This is a genomic window from Escherichia sp. KTE172, from assembly GCF_000408845.1.
Classification (GTDB): Bacteria; Pseudomonadota; Gammaproteobacteria; order Enterobacterales; family Enterobacteriaceae; genus Escherichia; species Escherichia coli.
This window is the reverse complement of sequence record NZ_KE137316.1, coordinates 4,633,597-4,649,544: the sequence shown is the minus strand read 5'-3', so window position 1 is coordinate 4,649,544 and position 15,948 is coordinate 4,633,597. Positions and strand designations below refer to the sequence as shown.

Here is a 15,948-nt window from a genome sequence, read left to right as displayed (position 1 = left end):
TTTGTCCTTTGTCTGCAACGTTTTAGATAGTTCCGCAAACCTTCTCAATCAATTCCGCCGGGAATTGCATCGACTGCATGATGTGTTCGATCATGCTGCATTTACGGCCGGTGTTGGTGTTGGTGATCACCCAATACGGCGTGCCAGGCACATGTTTCGGCTTGGTCTGATTACCATTTTTCAGCAGCGTTTGTTCATCTGCCGCAAAGTAAACGCGTGTACGACCGTGCAACGATTCCGTTGCCTCGGCAAACGCCTGGGCGTCAAGAGAATATAGTGTAGACAACAGCAGCATGAAGCGATTGACCGCTCGCTTTTGCTCTGCGTATTCATCCGAAAGCAGAAGTTCACGCATTGCGCGAACCTTGTCTTTAATCGTTTTGACCGGCTTCGCTTCGACGATAGCAGGTGACGCAACGCGAACCTCTTTCGTCACCGGAGCAGCAGGCTGTGATGCGGCGGAAAATTTCAACATACGCCGTAAAATGTCGGATGCGCTCTCGCCGATATGCTTAGTGTGGCTGGCAATATAGCTGTAGAGTTCATCATCAACTTCAATCGTTTTCATCTTAATCCAGTGCAGTGTCTTAGCTGAATACAAGTCGCCAGGAGTATATGAATAAATCCCGGCAGCGGATAGCGTCAAGCCTGGCTTGCAGAAAAACTCGGAATAAACCTTATTTGTTGCAGCCCTGTGGCACAATGGTCAACATAATACCCTAACCCGACAACGCGAAAAAAAGAACTTTGCCATGAAATTGAATATCCGCGCGCAAACTGCACAAAACCAGCACAATAATTCTCCCATCGTTCTTGTCCACGGTCTGTTTGGCAGCCTCGACAACCTTGGCGTACTGGCTCGCGATCTGGTAAACGATCACAATATCATCCAGGTTGATATGCGTAACCACGGTCTTTCACCGAGAGATCCGGTGATGAATTACCCGGCGATGGCGCAGGATCTTGTTGATACTCTGGATGCACAGCAGATCGACAAAGCAACATTTATCGGTCACTCCATGGGCGGTAAAGCGGTAATGGCACTTACTGCACTGGCCCCCGATCGCATCGATAAATTGGTGGCGATTGACATCGCGCCGGTCGACTATCACGTACGCCGTCATGATGAGATTTTCGCGGCTATCAACGCCGTAAGTGAATCGGACGCACAAACTCGCCAGCAAGCAGCAGCAATAATGCGCCAGCATCTTAATGAAGAAGGGGTGATTCAGTTTCTGTTGAAATCTTTTGTTGACGGGGAGTGGCGCTTTAACGTGCCGGTATTGTGGGAACAGTATCCACATATTGTGGGTTGGGAGAAAATCCCGGCATGGGATCTCCCTGCCCTGTTTATCCCTGGCGGCAATTCTCCGTATGTTAGCGAGCAGTACCGCGATGATTTACTGGCACAATTTCCACAGGCACGGGCGCATGTGATTGCAGGCGCGGGTCACTGGGTCCATGCTGAAAAACCGGATGCGGTATTACGCGCTATCCGTCGCTATCTCAATGATTAACGCAACTGATTAAAAACCCAGCGCCCGCGTCGCTTTCCGCGCGCGGGCGTTGGCGTGACTCATCGCGCTGATGTATTATGGCGCGCTATCCATCCGGGCAGAGGCCTGGCTGATTGTTTCCCCCGAAGTCACCAAAATCATGGCCAAAGAACAAACGGACCGTACGACATTAGATCTGTTCGCGCACGAGCGTCGACCGGGACGACCGAAAACTAATCCGCTTTCGCGCGATGAACAGCTGCGTATTAATAAACGCAACCAGCTAAAACGCGACAAAGTACGTGGCCTTAAGCGTGTCGAACTGAAGCTGAACGCGGAAGCTGTCGAGGCGCTGAACGAGCTGGCGGAATCGCGCAATATGAGCCGTAGCGAACTGATCGAAGAGATGTTAATGCAGCAACTGGCGGCGCTGCGTAGTCAGGGCATCGTTTAAATTTCCACTTTCATGTAGCACAGTGTGCAGTCCTGCTCGTTTGCTGATTCCGCAAGACTGCCTGTTCTGCTATGATTGCCTTTATCCGTGGGCAATTTTCCACCCCCATTTCAATAAGTTTCAAGAGGTTATTTCACTCATGGCTATCACTGGCATCTTTTTCGGCAGCGACACCGGTAATACCGAAAATATCGCAAAAATGATTCAAAAACAGCTTGGTAAAGACGTTGCCGATGTCCATGACATTGCAAAAAGCAGCAAAGAAGATCTGGAAGCATATGACATTCTGCTGCTGGGCATCCCAACCTGGTATTACGGCGAAGCGCAGTGTGACTGGGATGACTTCTTCCCGACTCTCGAAGAGATTGATTTCAATGGCAAACTGGTTGCGCTGTTTGGCTGTGGTGACCAGGAAGATTACGCTGAATACTTCTGTGACGCATTGGGCACCATCCGCGACATCATTGAACCGCGCGGTGCAACCATTGTTGGTCACTGGCCAACTGCGGGCTACCATTTCGAAGCGTCAAAAGGTCTGGCAGATGACGACCACTTTGTCGGTCTGGCTATCGACGAAGACCGTCAGCCGGAACTGACCGCTGAACGTGTAGAAAAATGGGTTAAACAGATTTCTGAAGAGTTGCATCTCGACGAAATTCTCAATGCCTGATGTGATGCGGCGTAGACTCATGTCTACGCCGTATTAATAGATAATGCCAATCAAAATAATTGCTACAAATTTGTAACTTTTGCTGTTGTACCTGTACAATGTCCCGGTGTTCAAGTGGCCTTGCCGTTGTAAATGTAAGCTGTGCCACGTTTTTATTAACAATATTTGCCAGGGACTTGTGGTTTTCATTTAGGCGTGGCAACTCTATAATGATACGCATTATCTCAAGAGCAAATTCTGTCACTTCTCCTAATGAAGTGAACCGCTTAGTAACAGGACAGATTCCGCATGACTGATAACAATACCGCCCTAAAGAAAGCTGGCCTGAAAGTAACGCTTCCTCGTTTAAAAATCCTGGAAGTTCTTCAGGAGCCGGACAACCATCACGTCAGTGCGGAAGATTTATACAAACGTCTGATCGATATGGGTGAAGAAATTGGTCTGGCTACGGTATATCGCGTACTGAACCAGTTTGACGACGCTGGTATCGTCACCCGCCACAATTTTGAAGGCGGTAAATCCGTATTTGAACTGACACAGCAACATCACCACGATCACCTGATCTGCCTCGACTGCGGCAAGGTAATCGAATTTAGTGATGACTCCATCGAAGCGCGTCAGCGTGAAATTGCCGCAAAACATGGCATTCGCCTGACTAACCACAGTCTCTATCTTTACGGTCACTGTGCCGAAGGCGATTGCCGCGAAGATGAGCACGCGCACGAAGGCAAATAAGCCAGCCTGAATGAGAAAAAGCCAACCTGCAGGTTGGCTTTTTTATGCAAGGGAAATAAGAAAAGCGAGAGTTACAGCTCTCACTTATTTGTTATTACTGCGAATTTCCTGCCAAACTTTATCACAATCGGCTTTCACCGCCTGATCATTTCCGGTTTGCGTTGCACGCAGACACTGCTGATAATCCAGTACGCGTACACTTTCCTGGTCGGCAAACTGCTGATGTTGTTTCTCTTTCTTCAGCACGTTTAACACGCTCTGGCAGGCTTCAATTTTTTCTGGCGAACCTTGTGCGGTGTTGATACAGGCGCTGTATGCCTCTTTCAGACGGCTGTCTTCCTGTGGCGCGGTTGATTGCGCACAAGCCACCAGCCCCGATGCCATCATGGCGATGAGAATCAGTTTTTTCATAGCAAATTCCTCAAACGTGCGGCAGGCACAAAACCTGCCGCGTCGGGCATCAGAAGATGGTGAATGGTGCAATTACCATAAATTTCACGTCACGCTCATCCTGGAAGATGTTACCGTAACCGCCGCCCCAGCTTGGGATGTCGGAGTGGTTGTCGTATTCGGTGAAGTGCAGTTTGAACATCGTGCCTTTGGCGCGGCCATCCTGAATGGTGTACACCGCATCCAGGCTGTAGGCAGACTCTTCAATAGTCCGGTTTTTGTCGTAGTACGCATCCGGATTGCTCTGCCAGGTAGCGGGTTTAGCATCCCATGCGTAAACGTAGGAAGCGCCGATGGCGAAGCCTGGAAGATTCCAGTTTTTCAAGTCATACATCGCACCGAAGAAGACCGCTTTTTCGCCGTTGGCGTTGAAGTCAGAACGGTTATCCCACCAGATATCCAGGCGACCGTTGGAGGAAGCGTAGGTTGGAGTCATACGTTGCAGGAAGTATCCCTGCTGACCGTCGGCTTTAACCCAGGTGCCTTCCAGACGCAAATCCACTACATCAGCCGCCCGGTAACCAAAGGTCAATGCTTGCAGCCAGGCAGTGCCGTCGTAAAGGTCGTTGACGCTGCGATCGTCAACTTTATCGCGCGTACCGTAGAACTGGTAGCTGGTGGTTAACGGGCTACCGGCGATATCAAATTTGTAGCTGGCTTTGGCAAAGTATTGATCGATATACCCTTCCGCCTGACCAAATGCTGCTTCCAGTACGAAGTTATTTTTGAAGTCGTATTTCGCACCGATGGAGTGCAGATAATCAACTTTGGTGGTTTTATCGTTCTGATAAAACTCATCCATTTCCAGATGCCACGGTGCTTTGTATTCGTTGGTCCACATGTAGGAGAAACTCAACGCACCAGCATCGCCGTAATCAAAATTCGCCCCGGCTTCCGCCCCCTGATAAGTACCCGGCATAAAGCTCCAGTGCGGCGCTAACAGCGTTTGACCAGTTGGCTGAATGTAACCTGCCCTCGCCCAAACCGGACCGTATTTAAATTTGGCCGCTGCTTTATACAGGCTTATACCGCTTTTATCGCCGGACCAGTCTTCGTCATAGGCTTTATTACTTTTTGAAAACGCGATTTCGTTCGGGTGAGAGCTGTCACCGTTTTCCGCCATTTCAATCGCCGTAAACGCGGCAATATCAAGGCCGAACATATCAGCAGCATAACCGGACTGAAAATCGAGGTTGGCGTTCCAGGTGGAGTGAGAAAGGTTGGTTTTGTATTTGTCGCCGTCGGTAACATCTTTACGGTCGCGTTCACGCTGCCAGTAATAGATACCGCCGGTTAAGGTTGAATCGTCGATGAATCCTTCGGCGCGAGCCTCCGGCATTGCCATAAAGCCCGACATTGCTGTAACACCGGCGATAGCCAGCGCCAGCGTACTACGTTTGCCACTAAACGTACGCATGGGTTAATCCTCTTTGACGTATAAATTGCTGCACCAAAGGTGAACAGCGAAAAAAATAAAAATTAAAAAAGTAGCGTTGAGAAAAGTCTCGCTGACTACAGGAACAGACTATTTTTCGCGACGCGAATTATCAATCTCTTTCTGTAACCAGAATGTAAGAACATGAGCAACCGCACATATTTTGATGATTTTTGTTACAAGGCTTAAGTTTGCAGTTGAAAGGCTTGCAGAAGAATAAAAACGTGAAATTCCAGCAAGATGAAAGCGGTTACATTTTATTTAATTATGTTTTGTGATTTTAAATTTATTTTATGGATAAATTGCGAAGCGGAATTAATTCGCGAAGAAAAGCAGAAAAAACGCCGCAGAGCGCGGCATTTTGAATTGTTTGCATGTTTCATGCCGGATGCGGCGTAAACGCCTCACCCGGCCTGGTAGAACTTAAAATTACTCGCCTACTTTCGCCCAGGTATCACGCAGCCCAACGGTGCGGTTAAATACCGGTTTTTCCGCCGTAGAATGGCGGCTGTCGAGGCAGAAATAACCTTCACGCTCAAACTGGAATGCTTTACCCGCTACCGCGTCTTTCAGAGACGGTTCAGCAAAGCCCTGTTTGATCACCAGCGATTCCGGGTTAATCACCGACAGGAAATCATCCGCAGCACCTGGGTTCGGCACGCTGAACAGACGATCGTACAAGCGGATTTCAACCGGCAGCGCATGTGCCGCGCTCACCCAGTGGATAACACCTTTCACTTTACGACCATCTGCCGGATCTTTGCTTAAGGTGTCGGCGTCATAAGTACAGAAGATGGTGGTGATATTGCCTTCGGCATCTTTCTCCACGCGTTCTGCCTTAATGACGTAAGCATTACGCAGACGCACTTCTTTACCCAGCACCAGACGCTTGTACTGCTTGTTAGCTTCTTCGCGGAAATCGGCGCGGTCGATCCAAATCTCACCGCTAAACGGCACCTGACGGCTCCCCATTTCCGGTTTGTTCGGATGGTTCGGCATGGTAACCATTTCGCCTTCGCCCTGGTAGTTTTCGATAACCAGTTTCACCGGATCGATAACCGCCATTGCGCGCGGGGCGTTTTCGTTGAGATCTTCACGGATGCAGGATTCCAGCGACGCCATTTCAATGGTGTTGTCCTGCTTGGTCACGCCGATGCGTTTGCAGAACTCACGAATAGAAGCCGCAGTGTAACCACGACGACGCAGACCGGAAATGGTCGGCATACGCGGGTCATCCCAGCCTTCAACGTGCTTGTCGGTCACCAGCAGGTTCAGCTTACGCTTGGACATCACAGTGTATTCCAGATTCAGGCGCGAGAATTCGTACTGGCGCGGGTGAACAGGAATGGTGATGTTGTCCAGCACCCAGTCGTACAGGCGACGGTTGTCCTGGAACTCAAGCGTACACAGAGAGTGCGTAATACCTTCCAGCGCATCGCTGATGCAATGGGTGAAGTCGTACATCGGGTAGATGCACCACTTGTTGCCAGTCTGGTGGTGTTCAGCAAATTTAATGCGGTACAGCACCGGATCGCGCATTACGATAAATGGCGACGCCATGTCGATTTTCGCACGCAGGCAGGCTTTACCTTCTTCAAAACCACCGGTACGCATTTTTTCGAACAGCGCCAGGTTCTCTTCAACGCTGCGGTCGCGGTACGGGCTGTTTTTACCCGGCTGCGTCAGGGTGCCGCGGTATTCGCGGATCTGTTCCGGTGTCAGTTCATCAACGTACGCCAGGCCTTTATTGATCAGTTCGATCGCATAGGCGTGGAGCTGATCAAAATAATCGGAGGAGTAACGGACGTTACCAGACCAGTGAAAACCTAACCACTCTACGTCGTTTTTGATCGACTCAACATACTCGATATCTTCTTTTACCGGGTTAGTGTCGTCGAAACGCAGGTTGCACTGGCCTTTATAGTCCTGGGCGATCCCGAAGTTCAGGCAGATAGATTTCGCATGGCCAATATGCAGATAGCCATTCGGCTCCGGCGGGAAACGGGTGTGTACTGTGGTGTGCTTACCACTGGCCAGATCTTCATCGATGATCTGACGAATAAAGTTAGTCGGGCGGGCTTCTGCCTCACTCATCGTGGATTCCTCAAAGCGTAAACAACGTATAACGGCGTATGATCTTATAAGCGGGACAGGCTGACAACTGTTAGTTAGTGAAAATCGAAAATCTCACTGAGATTATGGGGATGATTGATGAAAAAAAAAGCGGCAGAGAAGATCTCCACCGCTTGTCATTGTTGGATGCGACGCTGCCGTGTCGCATCAGGTATAAAGCAGATTACTTTTTGATTTCATACAGCGGTGTTTGACCCGCCACGACATGGCCCTGAGCTTTAATGATCAAGCCGCTGAAATCGTCGATATTGCTGCAAACCACCGGGCTAATCATCGAGCGGGCGTTTTCGTTCAGATAATCCAGATCCATTTCCAGAATCGGTTGCCCTGCGCTTACTTGCGCGCCCTCTTCCACCAGACGTTTAAAGCCTTTACCTTCCAGCGCTACGGTGTCGATACCCATATGGACGACGATCTCCGCGCCTTTTTCGGTTTCCAGGCAGAACGCGTGGTTGGTGTTGAAGATTTTCACGATTGTCCCTGCGGCTGGTGATACGACGATTTTATCTGTCGGTTTCACCGCCACACCGTCACCCACCGCTTTGCTGGCGAATGCTTCGTCAGGAACCTGATCCAGTGCCACAACATCACCGGTAATCGGCGATACCAGCTCCGCGACAGACACCGCGTTTGGTATAGCCTGCGGTTTTGCTACAGGCGCGGCAGTTGCAGGCGCAGTTTCAGCTGACGCAGCGGCTACCGGACCACGGGCAACAACTTTCTTCATTGCATCGCCAATGGATTCCGCTTTCGCGCCAACAATCACCTGAATAGTCTGTTTGTTCAGTTTCACTACCCCAGAAGCACCCAGCCGTTTACACATCGCATCGTTGACGCGAGCCGAGTCAACCACGGTCAGGCGCAGACGAGTAATACAGGCGTCAATTGCTTTCAGGTTGTCAGTGCCGCCAACCGCAGCAATATAGTTGGTCGCCAGTTGATTGAGGCCTTCTTCAGTGTTGCTGTTGGCTTCTTCAGTAACGATCTCATCTTCTTTATCTTCACGACCCGGCGTTTTCAGGTTGAACATGCGGATAACCAAACTGAACACCACGAAGTAGATAGCGAAGAAGACAACACCCATAACCAGCAGCATCCAGACGTTCTGGCTGGCGGCCGGCAGGTTATACATCAACGCGTAGTCGATAGCCCCCGCAGAGAAGGAGAAGCCCGCGTGGATACCCAGCAGCGTTGCCACAAACAGGCTGATACCGGTCAGCAGTGCGTGCAGGAGGTACAGCAGCGGCGCAAGGAACATGAACAGGAATTCCAGCGGCTCAGTCACACCGGTCAGGAACGCAGTAACAGCAACAGAAAGCAGCATACCGCCAACCATCGGACGACGCTCTTTCGGTGCTGCAAAGTACATCGCCAGCGCCGCACCCGGCAGACCGAACATCATGATCGGGAAGAAGCCGGACATGAACATCCCCGCGGTGCCGTCACCGGCATAGAAGCGGTTGATGTCACCGTGGAAAACCGTACCCGCCGCGTTGGTGAATTCACCAATCTGGAACCAGGCGATGGTGTTCAGTACCTGATGCAGACCGGTTGGGATCAGCAGACGGTTGATGAAACCAAAGATACCGGAACCCAGCGCGCCCGCAGAAACGATCCACTCGCCGCCTGCATGGATAGCGTGCTGTACCGGCGGCCAGACGTAACCAAAAATGGCCGCCAGCACCAGGCAGAAGAAGCCGGTGGCGATCGGCACAAAGCGTTTGCCGCCGAAGAAGCTCAGGAAGTCCGGCAGTTTAATATCGGACCAACGGTTATAGGCTGCACCACCGACCAGACCGGTAATGATACCCGCCAGTACACCCATGTTAATTTCCGGGTTGATGGTCACCATCGCTTTGGTTAACACAAAGTAACCTACCGCACCCGCCAGTGCCGCCGCACCTGCGCTGTCTTTCGACCAGCTGGATGCCACGCCGATGGCGAAGATTAATGCGAGGTTATCAAAAATCGCACCGCCCGCCTGGGCAATAAACGCAACGTTAAGTAAATCTGGCTGACCGAATCGCAGCAACAGCGCCGCCACCGGCAGCACCGCGATAGGGAGCTGTAACGCCCTACCGAGTCGCTGGAAAAAACCTAAAATATTCATCTTATTCCCCCTACGAGAACCCTATTTGGCTCGTTTAAAGCCGTATTTTTATTTTGCTGCAAATTGTACTGCCGATGTTCTGTAATCAGATTGTTAGATCATCTGCTACAGAGTGTGTGAAAATTTAATTCGTATCGCAAATTAAACGCGTGTCTTTTGTGAGTTTTGTCACCAAATATCGTTATCATCACTCCCTTTTACTGGCTAAACCAGAAAACTTATTTTATCATTCAAAAAATCAGGTCGGATTGACGCCTGTCTGCGCAAATCCAGGTTACGCTTAAAGATGCCTAATCCGCCAACGGCTTACATTTTACTTATTGAGGTGAATAATGAGACTGATCCCCCTGACTACCGCTGAACAGGTCGGCAAATGGGCTGCTCGCCATATCGTCAATCGTATCAATGCGTTCAAACCGACTGCCGATCGTCCGTTTGTTCTGGGCCTGCCGACTGGCGGCACGCCGATGACCACCTATAAAGCGTTAGTCGAAATGCATAAAGCAGGCCAGGTCAGCTTTAAGCACGTTGTCACCTTCAACATGGACGAATATGTCGGTCTGCCGAAAGAGCATCCGGAAAGCTACTACAGCTTTATGCACCGTAATTTCTTCGATCACGTTGATATTCCAGCAGAAAACATCAACCTTCTCAACGGCAACGCCCCGGATATCGACGCCGAGTGCCGCCAGTATGAAGAAAAAATCCGTTCTTACGGAAAAATTCATCTGTTTATGGGCGGTGTAGGTAACGACGGCCATATTGCATTTAACGAACCGGCGTCTTCTCTGGCTTCTCGTACTCGTATCAAAACACTGACTCATGACACTCGCGTCGCGAACTCTCGTTTCTTTGATAACGATGTCAATCAGGTGCCAAAATATGCCCTGACTGTCGGTGTTGGTACATTGCTGGATGCCGAAGAAGTGATGATTCTGGTGCTGGGTAGCCAGAAAGCACTGGCACTGCAGGCCGCCGTTGAAGGTTGCGTAAACCACATGTGGACCATCAGCTGTCTGCAACTGCATCCAAAAGCGATCATGGTGTGCGATGAACCTTCCACCATGGAGCTGAAAGTTAAGACTTTAAGATATTTCAATGAATTAGAAGCAGAAAATATCAAAGGTCTGTAATTGTTATCCCTGCCCTGACACCTTGCTCAGGGCAATATTTTTTAAAATCGGGGGTCAGAATGTATGCATTAACCCAGGGCCGGATCTTTACCGGCCACGAATTTCTTGATGACCACGCGGTTGTTATCGCTGATGGCCTGATTAAAAGCGTCTGTCCGGTAGCGGAACTGCCGCCAGAGATCGAACAACGTTCACTGAACGGGGCCATTCTCTCCCCCGGTTTTATCGATGTGCAGTTAAACGGCTGCGGCGGCGTGCAGTTTAACGATACTGCTGAAGCAGTCAGCGTAGAAACGCTGGAAATCATGCAGAAAGCCAATGAGAAATCAGGCTGTACTAACTATTTGCCGACGCTTATCACCACCAGCGACGAGCTGATGAAACAGGGCGTGCGCGTTATGCGCGAGTACCTGGCAAAACATCCGAATCAGGCGTTAGGTCTGCATCTGGAAGGCCCGTGGCTGAATCTGGTAAAAAAAGGCACCCATAATCCGAATTTTGTGCGTAAGCCTGATGCCGCGCTGGTCGATTTCCTGTGCGAAAATGCCGATGTCATTACCAAAGTGACCCTGGCACCGGAAATGGTTCCTGCAGAAGTCATCAGCAAACTGGCAAATGCCGGGATTGTGGTTTCTGCCGGTCACTCCAACGCGACGTTGAAAGAAGCGAAAGCCGGTTTCCGCGCGGGGATTACCTTTGCCACCCATCTGTACAACGCAATGCCGTATATTACCGGTCGTGAGCCGGGCCTGGCGGGCGCGATCCTCGACGAAGCTGACATTTATTGCGGTATTATCGCTGATGGCCTGCATGTTGATTACGCCAACATTCGCAACGCTAAACGTCTGAAAGGCGACAAACTGTGTCTGGTTACTGACGCCACCGCGCCAGCAGGTGCCAACATTGAACAGTTCATTTTTGCGGGTAAAACAATATACTACCGTAATGGACTTTGTGTGGATGAGAACGGTACGTTAAGCGGTTCATCCTTAACCATGATTGAAGGCGTGCGTAATCTGGTCGAACATTGCGGTATCGCACTGGATGAAGTGCTGCGTATGGCGACGCTCTATCCGGCGCGTGCGATTGGCGTTGAGAAACGTCTCGGCACACTCGCCGCAGGTAAAGTAGCCAACCTGACTGCATTCACACCTGATTTTAAAATCACCAGGACCATCGTTAACGGTAACGAGGTCGTAACTCAATAAGAGAAAGTATGACACCAGGCGGACAAGCTCAGATAGGTAATGTTGATCTCGTAAAACAGCTTAACAGCGCGGCGGTTTATCGCCTGATTGACCAGTATGGGCCAATCTCGCGGATTCAGATTGCCGAGCAAAGCCAGCTTGCCCCCGCCAGCGTAACCAAAATTACGCGTCAGCTTATCGAACGCGGGCTGATTAAAGAAGTTGATCAGCAGGCCTCCACCGGGGGCCGCCGCGCTATCTCTATCGTCACCGAAACCCGCAATTTCCACGCAATCGGCGTACGGCTTGGTCGTCACGACGCCACCATCACCCTGTTTGATCTCAGCAGCAAAGTGCTGGCAGAAGAACATTACCCGTTGCCGGAACGTACCCAGCAGACGCTGGAACATGCCCTGCTGAATGCCATTGCTCAGTTTATTGATAGCTACCAGCGCAAGCTGCGCGAGCTGATCGCCATTTCCGTGATCCTGCCGGGGCTTGTTGACCCGGACAGCGGCAAAATTCATTACATGCCGCATATTCAGGTGGAAAACTGGGGGCTTGTAGAAGCACTGGAAGAGCGTTTTAAAGTGACCTGTTTTGTCGGCCACGATATCCGCAGTCTGGCGCTGGCGGAGCACTACTTCGGTGCAAGTCAGGATTGCGAAGACTCCATTTTAGTGCGTGTCCATCGCGGAACCGGGGCCGGGATTATCTCTAACGGGCGCATTTTTATTGGCCGCAACGGCAACGTCGGTGAAATTGGCCATATCCAGGTCGAACCGCTGGGTGAACGCTGCCACTGTGGCAACTTTGGCTGCCTGGAAACTATCGCCGCCAACGCTGCCATTGAACAACGGGTGTTGAATCTGTTAAAGCAGGGCTACCAGAGCCGCGTGCCGCTGGACGACTGCACCATAAAAACTATCTGCAAAGCTGCGAACAAAGGCGATAGCCTGGCGTCGGAAGTGATTGAGTATGTCGGTCGTCATCTGGGCAAAACCATCGCCATTGCCATCAACCTGTTTAACCCGCAAAAAATTGTTATTGCCGGAGAAATCACCGAAGCCGATAAAGTGCTGCTCCCTGCTATTGAAAGCTGCATTAATACCCAGGCGCTGAAGGCGTTTCGCACTAATCTGCCGGTGGTACGTTCTGAGCTGGATCACCGCTCGGCAATCGGCGCTTTTGCGCTGGTAAAACGCGCCATGCTCAACGGTATTTTGCTCCAGCATTTGCTGGAAAATTAATGTGCTTTTATAGTGGCGCTTATTGTTGTCAATATTCTGGGTAGTCCATGACCATTAAAAATGTAATTTGCGATATCGACGGCGTGCTGATGCACGATAACGTCGCCGTACCGGGTGCAGCGGAATTTTTGCACGGGATTATGGATAAAGGCCTGCCGCTGGTGTTGCTGACCAACTATCCTTCGCAGACCGGGCAAGATCTGGCGAACCGCTTTGCCACTGCCGGTGTCGATGTACCTGACAGCGTGTTTTATACCTCTGCGATGGCGACCGCCGATTTCCTGCGTCGCCAGGAAGGCAAGAAAGCGTATGTGGTGGGCGAAGGCGCACTGATTCATGAACTGTACAAAGCCGGTTTCACTATTACCGATGTGAACCCTGATTTTGTGATTGTTGGCGAAACGCGTTCCTACAACTGGGACATGATGCATAAAGCAGCCTATTTCGTCGCTAACGGTGCACGTTTTATCGCCACCAACCCGGACACCCACGGGCGCGGTTTTTATCCGGCGTGTGGTGCGCTGTGTGCGGGGATCGAAAAAATCTCCGGACGTAAACCGTTCTATGTTGGTAAGCCGAGTCCGTGGATCATCCGCGCAGCATTAAACAAAATGCAGGCGCATTCGGAAGAAACGGTGATTGTCGGCGATAACCTGCGTACCGATATTCTGGCGGGCTTCCAGGCCGGTCTGGAGACGATTCTGGTACTCTCCGGCGTTTCGTCGCTCGACGATATCGACAGTATGCCATTCCGCCCCAGCTGGATTTACCCATCGGTCGCCGAAATTGACGTTATCTGAATACCACCCACGTCTGCGGACGTGGTTGGCTCTGATGACAAGCGCCAAACTGCCTTATGCGCTACGCTTATCAGGCCTACGCAGCTCCTGCAATATATTGAATTTTCATGCTTTTGTAGGCCGGATAAGGCGTTCACGCCGCATCCGGCATGAACAAATCGCACTTTGTCAGCAATTTGGCCCCCGTAAAATATAACCATTCAATAAAACCCGCTAAAAATTATCGATTCATCAATAAATACATCCTTACACCAGACCTTTTTTCACCAATCGACAATCACCATTACGTTTTTTATTTTTTCACCGCCAAATCGCTTGCGCACAGTGCTGCTTTGCGGCATTTTTTTAAACAAGCAAACACAACAAGCAACAAATACCAGGTTAACGGAGAAGGTTATGTGTTCAATTTTTGGCGTATTCGATATCAAAACAGACGCAGTTGAGCTGCGTAAGAAAGCACTCGAGCTGTCACGCCTGATGCGTCATCGTGGCCCGGACTGGTCCGGTATTTATGCCAGCGATAACGCCATTCTCGCCCACGAACGTCTGTCCATTGTTGACGTTAACGCGGGGGCGCAACCTCTCTACAACCAACAAAAAACTCATGTGCTGGCAGTAAACGGTGAAATCTACAACCACCAGGCATTGCGCGCTGAATATGGCGATCGTTACCAGTTCCAGACCGGGTCTGACTGTGAAGTGATCCTCGCGCTGTATCAGGAAAAAGGGCCGGAATTTCTCGACGACTTACAGGGCATGTTTGCCTTTGCCCTGTACGACAGCGAAAAAGATGCCTACCTGATTGGTCGCGACCATCTGGGGATCATCCCACTGTATATGGGCTATGACGAACATGGTCAGCTGTATGTGGCCTCAGAAATGAAAGCCCTGGTGCCGGTATGCCGCACGATTAAAGAGTTCCCGGCGGGGAGCTATTTGTGGAGTCAGGACGGCGAAATCCGTTCTTATTATCATCGCGACTGGTTCGACTACGATGCGGTGAAAGATAACGTGACCGACAAAAACGAGCTGCGTCAGGCACTGGAAGATTCCGTTAAAAGCCATCTGATGTCTGATGTGCCTTACGGTGTGCTGCTATCTGGTGGCCTGGATTCCTCAATCATTTCCGCTATCACCAAGAAATACGCAGCCCGTCGCGTGGAAGATCAGGAACGCTCTGAAGCCTGGTGGCCGCAGCTGCACTCCTTTGCTGTAGGTCTGCCGGGTTCACCGGATCTGAAGGCAGCCCAGGAAGTGGCAAACCATCTGGGCACTGTGCATCATGAAATTCACTTCACTGTACAGGAAGGTCTGGACGCCATCCGCGACGTGATTTACCACATCGAAACCTATGATGTGACCACTATTCGCGCTTCAACACCGATGTATTTAATGTCGCGTAAGATCAAGGCGATGGGCATTAAAATGGTGCTGTCCGGTGAAGGATCTGATGAAGTGTTTGGCGGTTATCTTTACTTCCACAAAGCGCCGAATGCCAAAGAACTGCATGAAGAGACGGTGCGTAAACTGCTGGCCCTGCATATGTATGACTGCGCCCGTGCCAACAAAGCGATGTCAGCCTGGGGCGTGGAAGCACGCGTTCCGTTCCTCGACAAAAAATTCCTCGACGTGGCGATGCGCATTAACCCACAGGATAAAATGTGCGGTAACGGCAAAATGGAAAAACACATCCTGCGTGAATGTTTTGAAGCGTATCTGCCTGCAAGCGTGGCCTGGCGGCAGAAAGAGCAGTTCTCCGATGGCGTCGGTTACAGTTGGATCGATACCCTGAAAGAAGTGGCGGCGCAGCAGGTTTCTGATCAACAGCTGGAAACTGCCCGCTTCCGCTTCCCGTACAACACACCGACCTCAAAAGAAGCGTATCTGTACCGGGAGATCTTTGAAGAACTCTTCCCGCTTCCGAGCGCCGCTGAGTGCGTGCCGGGCGGCCCGTCCGTCGCGTGTTCTTCCGCTAAAGCGATTGAGTGGGATGAGGCGTTCAAGAAAATGGACGATCCGTCTGGTCGTGCGGTTGGCGTTCACCAGTCGGCGTATAAGTAAGAAATGCGGTACTGCCCCGGAGAAATCCGGGGCT

Annotated in this window: 15 protein-coding genes; 10 read left to right on the top strand and 5 right to left on the bottom strand. The window is 50.8% G+C overall.

Going from position 1 to position 15,948, the window contains the following annotated elements; translation table 11 throughout:
* Positions 1-22: 22 nt before the first annotated feature.
* Positions 23-568 carry a replication initiation negative regulator SeqA gene (gene seqA / locus G434_RS02390; RefSeq protein WP_000848387.1) on the bottom strand — a complete coding sequence of 182 codons (546 nt, stop codon included), beginning with the start codon at positions 566-568 and terminating at the stop codon, positions 23-25.
* Positions 569-752: 184 nt separating this feature from the next.
* Here seqA and ybfF point away from each other — a divergent pair, with 184 nt between their 5' ends.
* The 5 genes from ybfF to fur all read left to right on the top strand — a co-directional run bounded on the left by ybfF (position 753) and on the right by fur (position 3,355).
* Positions 753-1,517 (top strand): esterase, encoded by a 765-nt coding sequence (gene ybfF / locus G434_RS02395; RefSeq protein WP_000773283.1) that lies wholly within the window; start codon positions 753-755, stop codon positions 1,515-1,517.
* Between the two features lie 139 nt (positions 1,518-1,656).
* Positions 1,657-1,950 (top strand): LexA regulated protein, encoded by a 294-nt coding sequence (gene ybfE, locus G434_RS02400; RefSeq protein WP_001300829.1) that lies wholly within the window; start codon positions 1,657-1,659, stop codon positions 1,948-1,950.
* A 139-nt stretch (positions 1,951-2,089) separates the two neighbouring features.
* Complete coding sequence (gene fldA / locus G434_RS02405) at positions 2,090-2,620, top strand: flavodoxin FldA (RefSeq protein ID WP_001018618.1); 531 nt, start codon at positions 2,090-2,092, stop codon at positions 2,618-2,620.
* 209 nt (positions 2,621-2,829) lie between these two features.
* Positions 2,830-2,916, top strand: coding sequence for a fur leader peptide (gene uof, locus G434_RS0126145; protein WP_001695552.1), 87 nt, complete (start codon positions 2,830-2,832; stop codon positions 2,914-2,916).
* The gene (gene fur, locus G434_RS02410) at positions 2,909-3,355 is read left to right on the top strand and encodes a ferric iron uptake transcriptional regulator (protein WP_000131702.1); all 447 of its coding nucleotides are present in this window, start codon (positions 2,909-2,911) and stop codon (positions 3,353-3,355) included. The genes uof and fur overlap by 8 nt, the downstream gene beginning before the upstream one ends.
* An 84-nt stretch (positions 3,356-3,439) precedes the next feature.
* Here the strand turns inward: fur and chiQ are convergent, their stop codons facing one another.
* The 4 genes from chiQ to nagE form a co-directional block, all read right to left on the bottom strand.
* Positions 3,440-3,766 (bottom strand): ChiQ/YbfN family lipoprotein, encoded by a 327-nt coding sequence (gene chiQ, locus G434_RS02415; RefSeq protein WP_000733592.1) that lies wholly within the window; start codon positions 3,764-3,766, stop codon positions 3,440-3,442.
* 49 nt (positions 3,767-3,815) lie between these two features.
* A complete protein-coding gene (gene chiP, locus G434_RS02420) occupies positions 3,816-5,222 on the bottom strand; it encodes a chitoporin ChiP (protein WP_001258828.1) in 1,407 nt (468 codons plus the stop codon).
* 447 nt (positions 5,223-5,669) lie between these two features.
* Positions 5,670-7,334 carry a glutamine--tRNA ligase gene (gene glnS, locus G434_RS02425; protein WP_001287164.1) on the bottom strand — a complete coding sequence of 555 codons (1,665 nt, stop codon included), beginning with the start codon at positions 7,332-7,334 and terminating at the stop codon, positions 5,670-5,672.
* Positions 7,335-7,536: 202 nt separating this feature from the next.
* Entirely contained in the window at positions 7,537-9,483 is a 1,947-nt protein-coding gene (nagE, locus tag G434_RS02430) for a PTS N-acetyl glucosamine transporter subunit IIABC (RefSeq protein WP_001023116.1), read from the bottom strand.
* Between the two features lie 332 nt (positions 9,484-9,815).
* Between nagE and nagB the strand changes: the two genes are divergently transcribed.
* From nagB to asnB, 5 genes are all read left to right on the top strand, one after another.
* Positions 9,816-10,616, top strand: coding sequence for a glucosamine-6-phosphate deaminase (gene nagB, locus G434_RS02435; RefSeq protein ID WP_001237072.1), 801 nt, complete (start codon positions 9,816-9,818; stop codon positions 10,614-10,616).
* A gap of 59 nt (positions 10,617-10,675) precedes the next feature.
* Entirely contained in the window at positions 10,676-11,824 is a 1,149-nt protein-coding gene (gene nagA / locus G434_RS02440; RefSeq protein ID WP_000271154.1) for an N-acetylglucosamine-6-phosphate deacetylase, read from the top strand.
* Positions 11,825-11,832: 8 nt separating this feature from the next.
* Entirely contained in the window at positions 11,833-13,053 is a 1,221-nt protein-coding gene (gene nagC / locus G434_RS02445) for a DNA-binding transcriptional regulator NagC (protein ID WP_000187594.1), read from the top strand.
* Positions 13,054-13,100: 47 nt separating this feature from the next.
* Positions 13,101-13,853 (top strand): ribonucleotide monophosphatase NagD, encoded by a 753-nt coding sequence (nagD, locus tag G434_RS02450; RefSeq protein ID WP_000153129.1) that lies wholly within the window; start codon positions 13,101-13,103, stop codon positions 13,851-13,853.
* 396 nt (positions 13,854-14,249) lie between these two features.
* Positions 14,250-15,914: an asparagine synthase B gene (asnB, locus tag G434_RS02455; RefSeq protein ID WP_000337077.1), complete on the top strand. Its 1,665-nt coding sequence runs from the start codon at positions 14,250-14,252 to the stop codon at positions 15,912-15,914.
* The last annotated feature ends 34 nt before the right edge of the window (positions 15,915-15,948 follow it).

Excerpts from the sequence above, each read along its gene's own strand:
- seqA (WP_000848387.1), bottom strand. The coding sequence starts at position 568 with ATGAAAACGATTGAAGTTGATGATGAACTCTACAGCTATATTGCCAGC.
- ybfF (WP_000773283.1), top strand. The coding sequence starts at position 753 with ATGAAATTGAATATCCGCGCGCAAACTGCACAAAACCAGCACAATAAT.
- ybfE (WP_001300829.1), top strand. The coding sequence starts at position 1,657 with ATGGCCAAAGAACAAACGGACCGTACGACATTAGATCTGTTCGCGCAC.
- fldA (WP_001018618.1), top strand. The coding sequence starts at position 2,090 with ATGGCTATCACTGGCATCTTTTTCGGCAGCGACACCGGTAATACCGAA.
- uof (WP_001695552.1), top strand. The coding sequence starts at position 2,830 with ATGATACGCATTATCTCAAGAGCAAATTCTGTCACTTCTCCTAATGAA.
- fur (WP_000131702.1), top strand. The coding sequence starts at position 2,909 with ATGACTGATAACAATACCGCCCTAAAGAAAGCTGGCCTGAAAGTAACG.
- chiQ (WP_000733592.1), bottom strand. The coding sequence starts at position 3,766 with ATGAAAAAACTGATTCTCATCGCCATGATGGCATCGGGGCTGGTGGCT.
- chiP (WP_001258828.1), bottom strand. The coding sequence starts at position 5,222 with ATGCGTACGTTTAGTGGCAAACGTAGTACGCTGGCGCTGGCTATCGCC.
- glnS (WP_001287164.1), bottom strand. The coding sequence starts at position 7,334 with ATGAGTGAGGCAGAAGCCCGCCCGACTAACTTTATTCGTCAGATCATC.
- nagE (WP_001023116.1), bottom strand. The coding sequence starts at position 9,483 with ATGAATATTTTAGGTTTTTTCCAGCGACTCGGTAGGGCGTTACAGCTC.
- nagB (WP_001237072.1), top strand. The coding sequence starts at position 9,816 with ATGAGACTGATCCCCCTGACTACCGCTGAACAGGTCGGCAAATGGGCT.
- nagA (WP_000271154.1), top strand. The coding sequence starts at position 10,676 with ATGTATGCATTAACCCAGGGCCGGATCTTTACCGGCCACGAATTTCTT.
- nagC (WP_000187594.1), top strand. The coding sequence starts at position 11,833 with ATGACACCAGGCGGACAAGCTCAGATAGGTAATGTTGATCTCGTAAAA.
- nagD (WP_000153129.1), top strand. The coding sequence starts at position 13,101 with ATGACCATTAAAAATGTAATTTGCGATATCGACGGCGTGCTGATGCAC.
- asnB (WP_000337077.1), top strand. The coding sequence starts at position 14,250 with ATGTGTTCAATTTTTGGCGTATTCGATATCAAAACAGACGCAGTTGAG.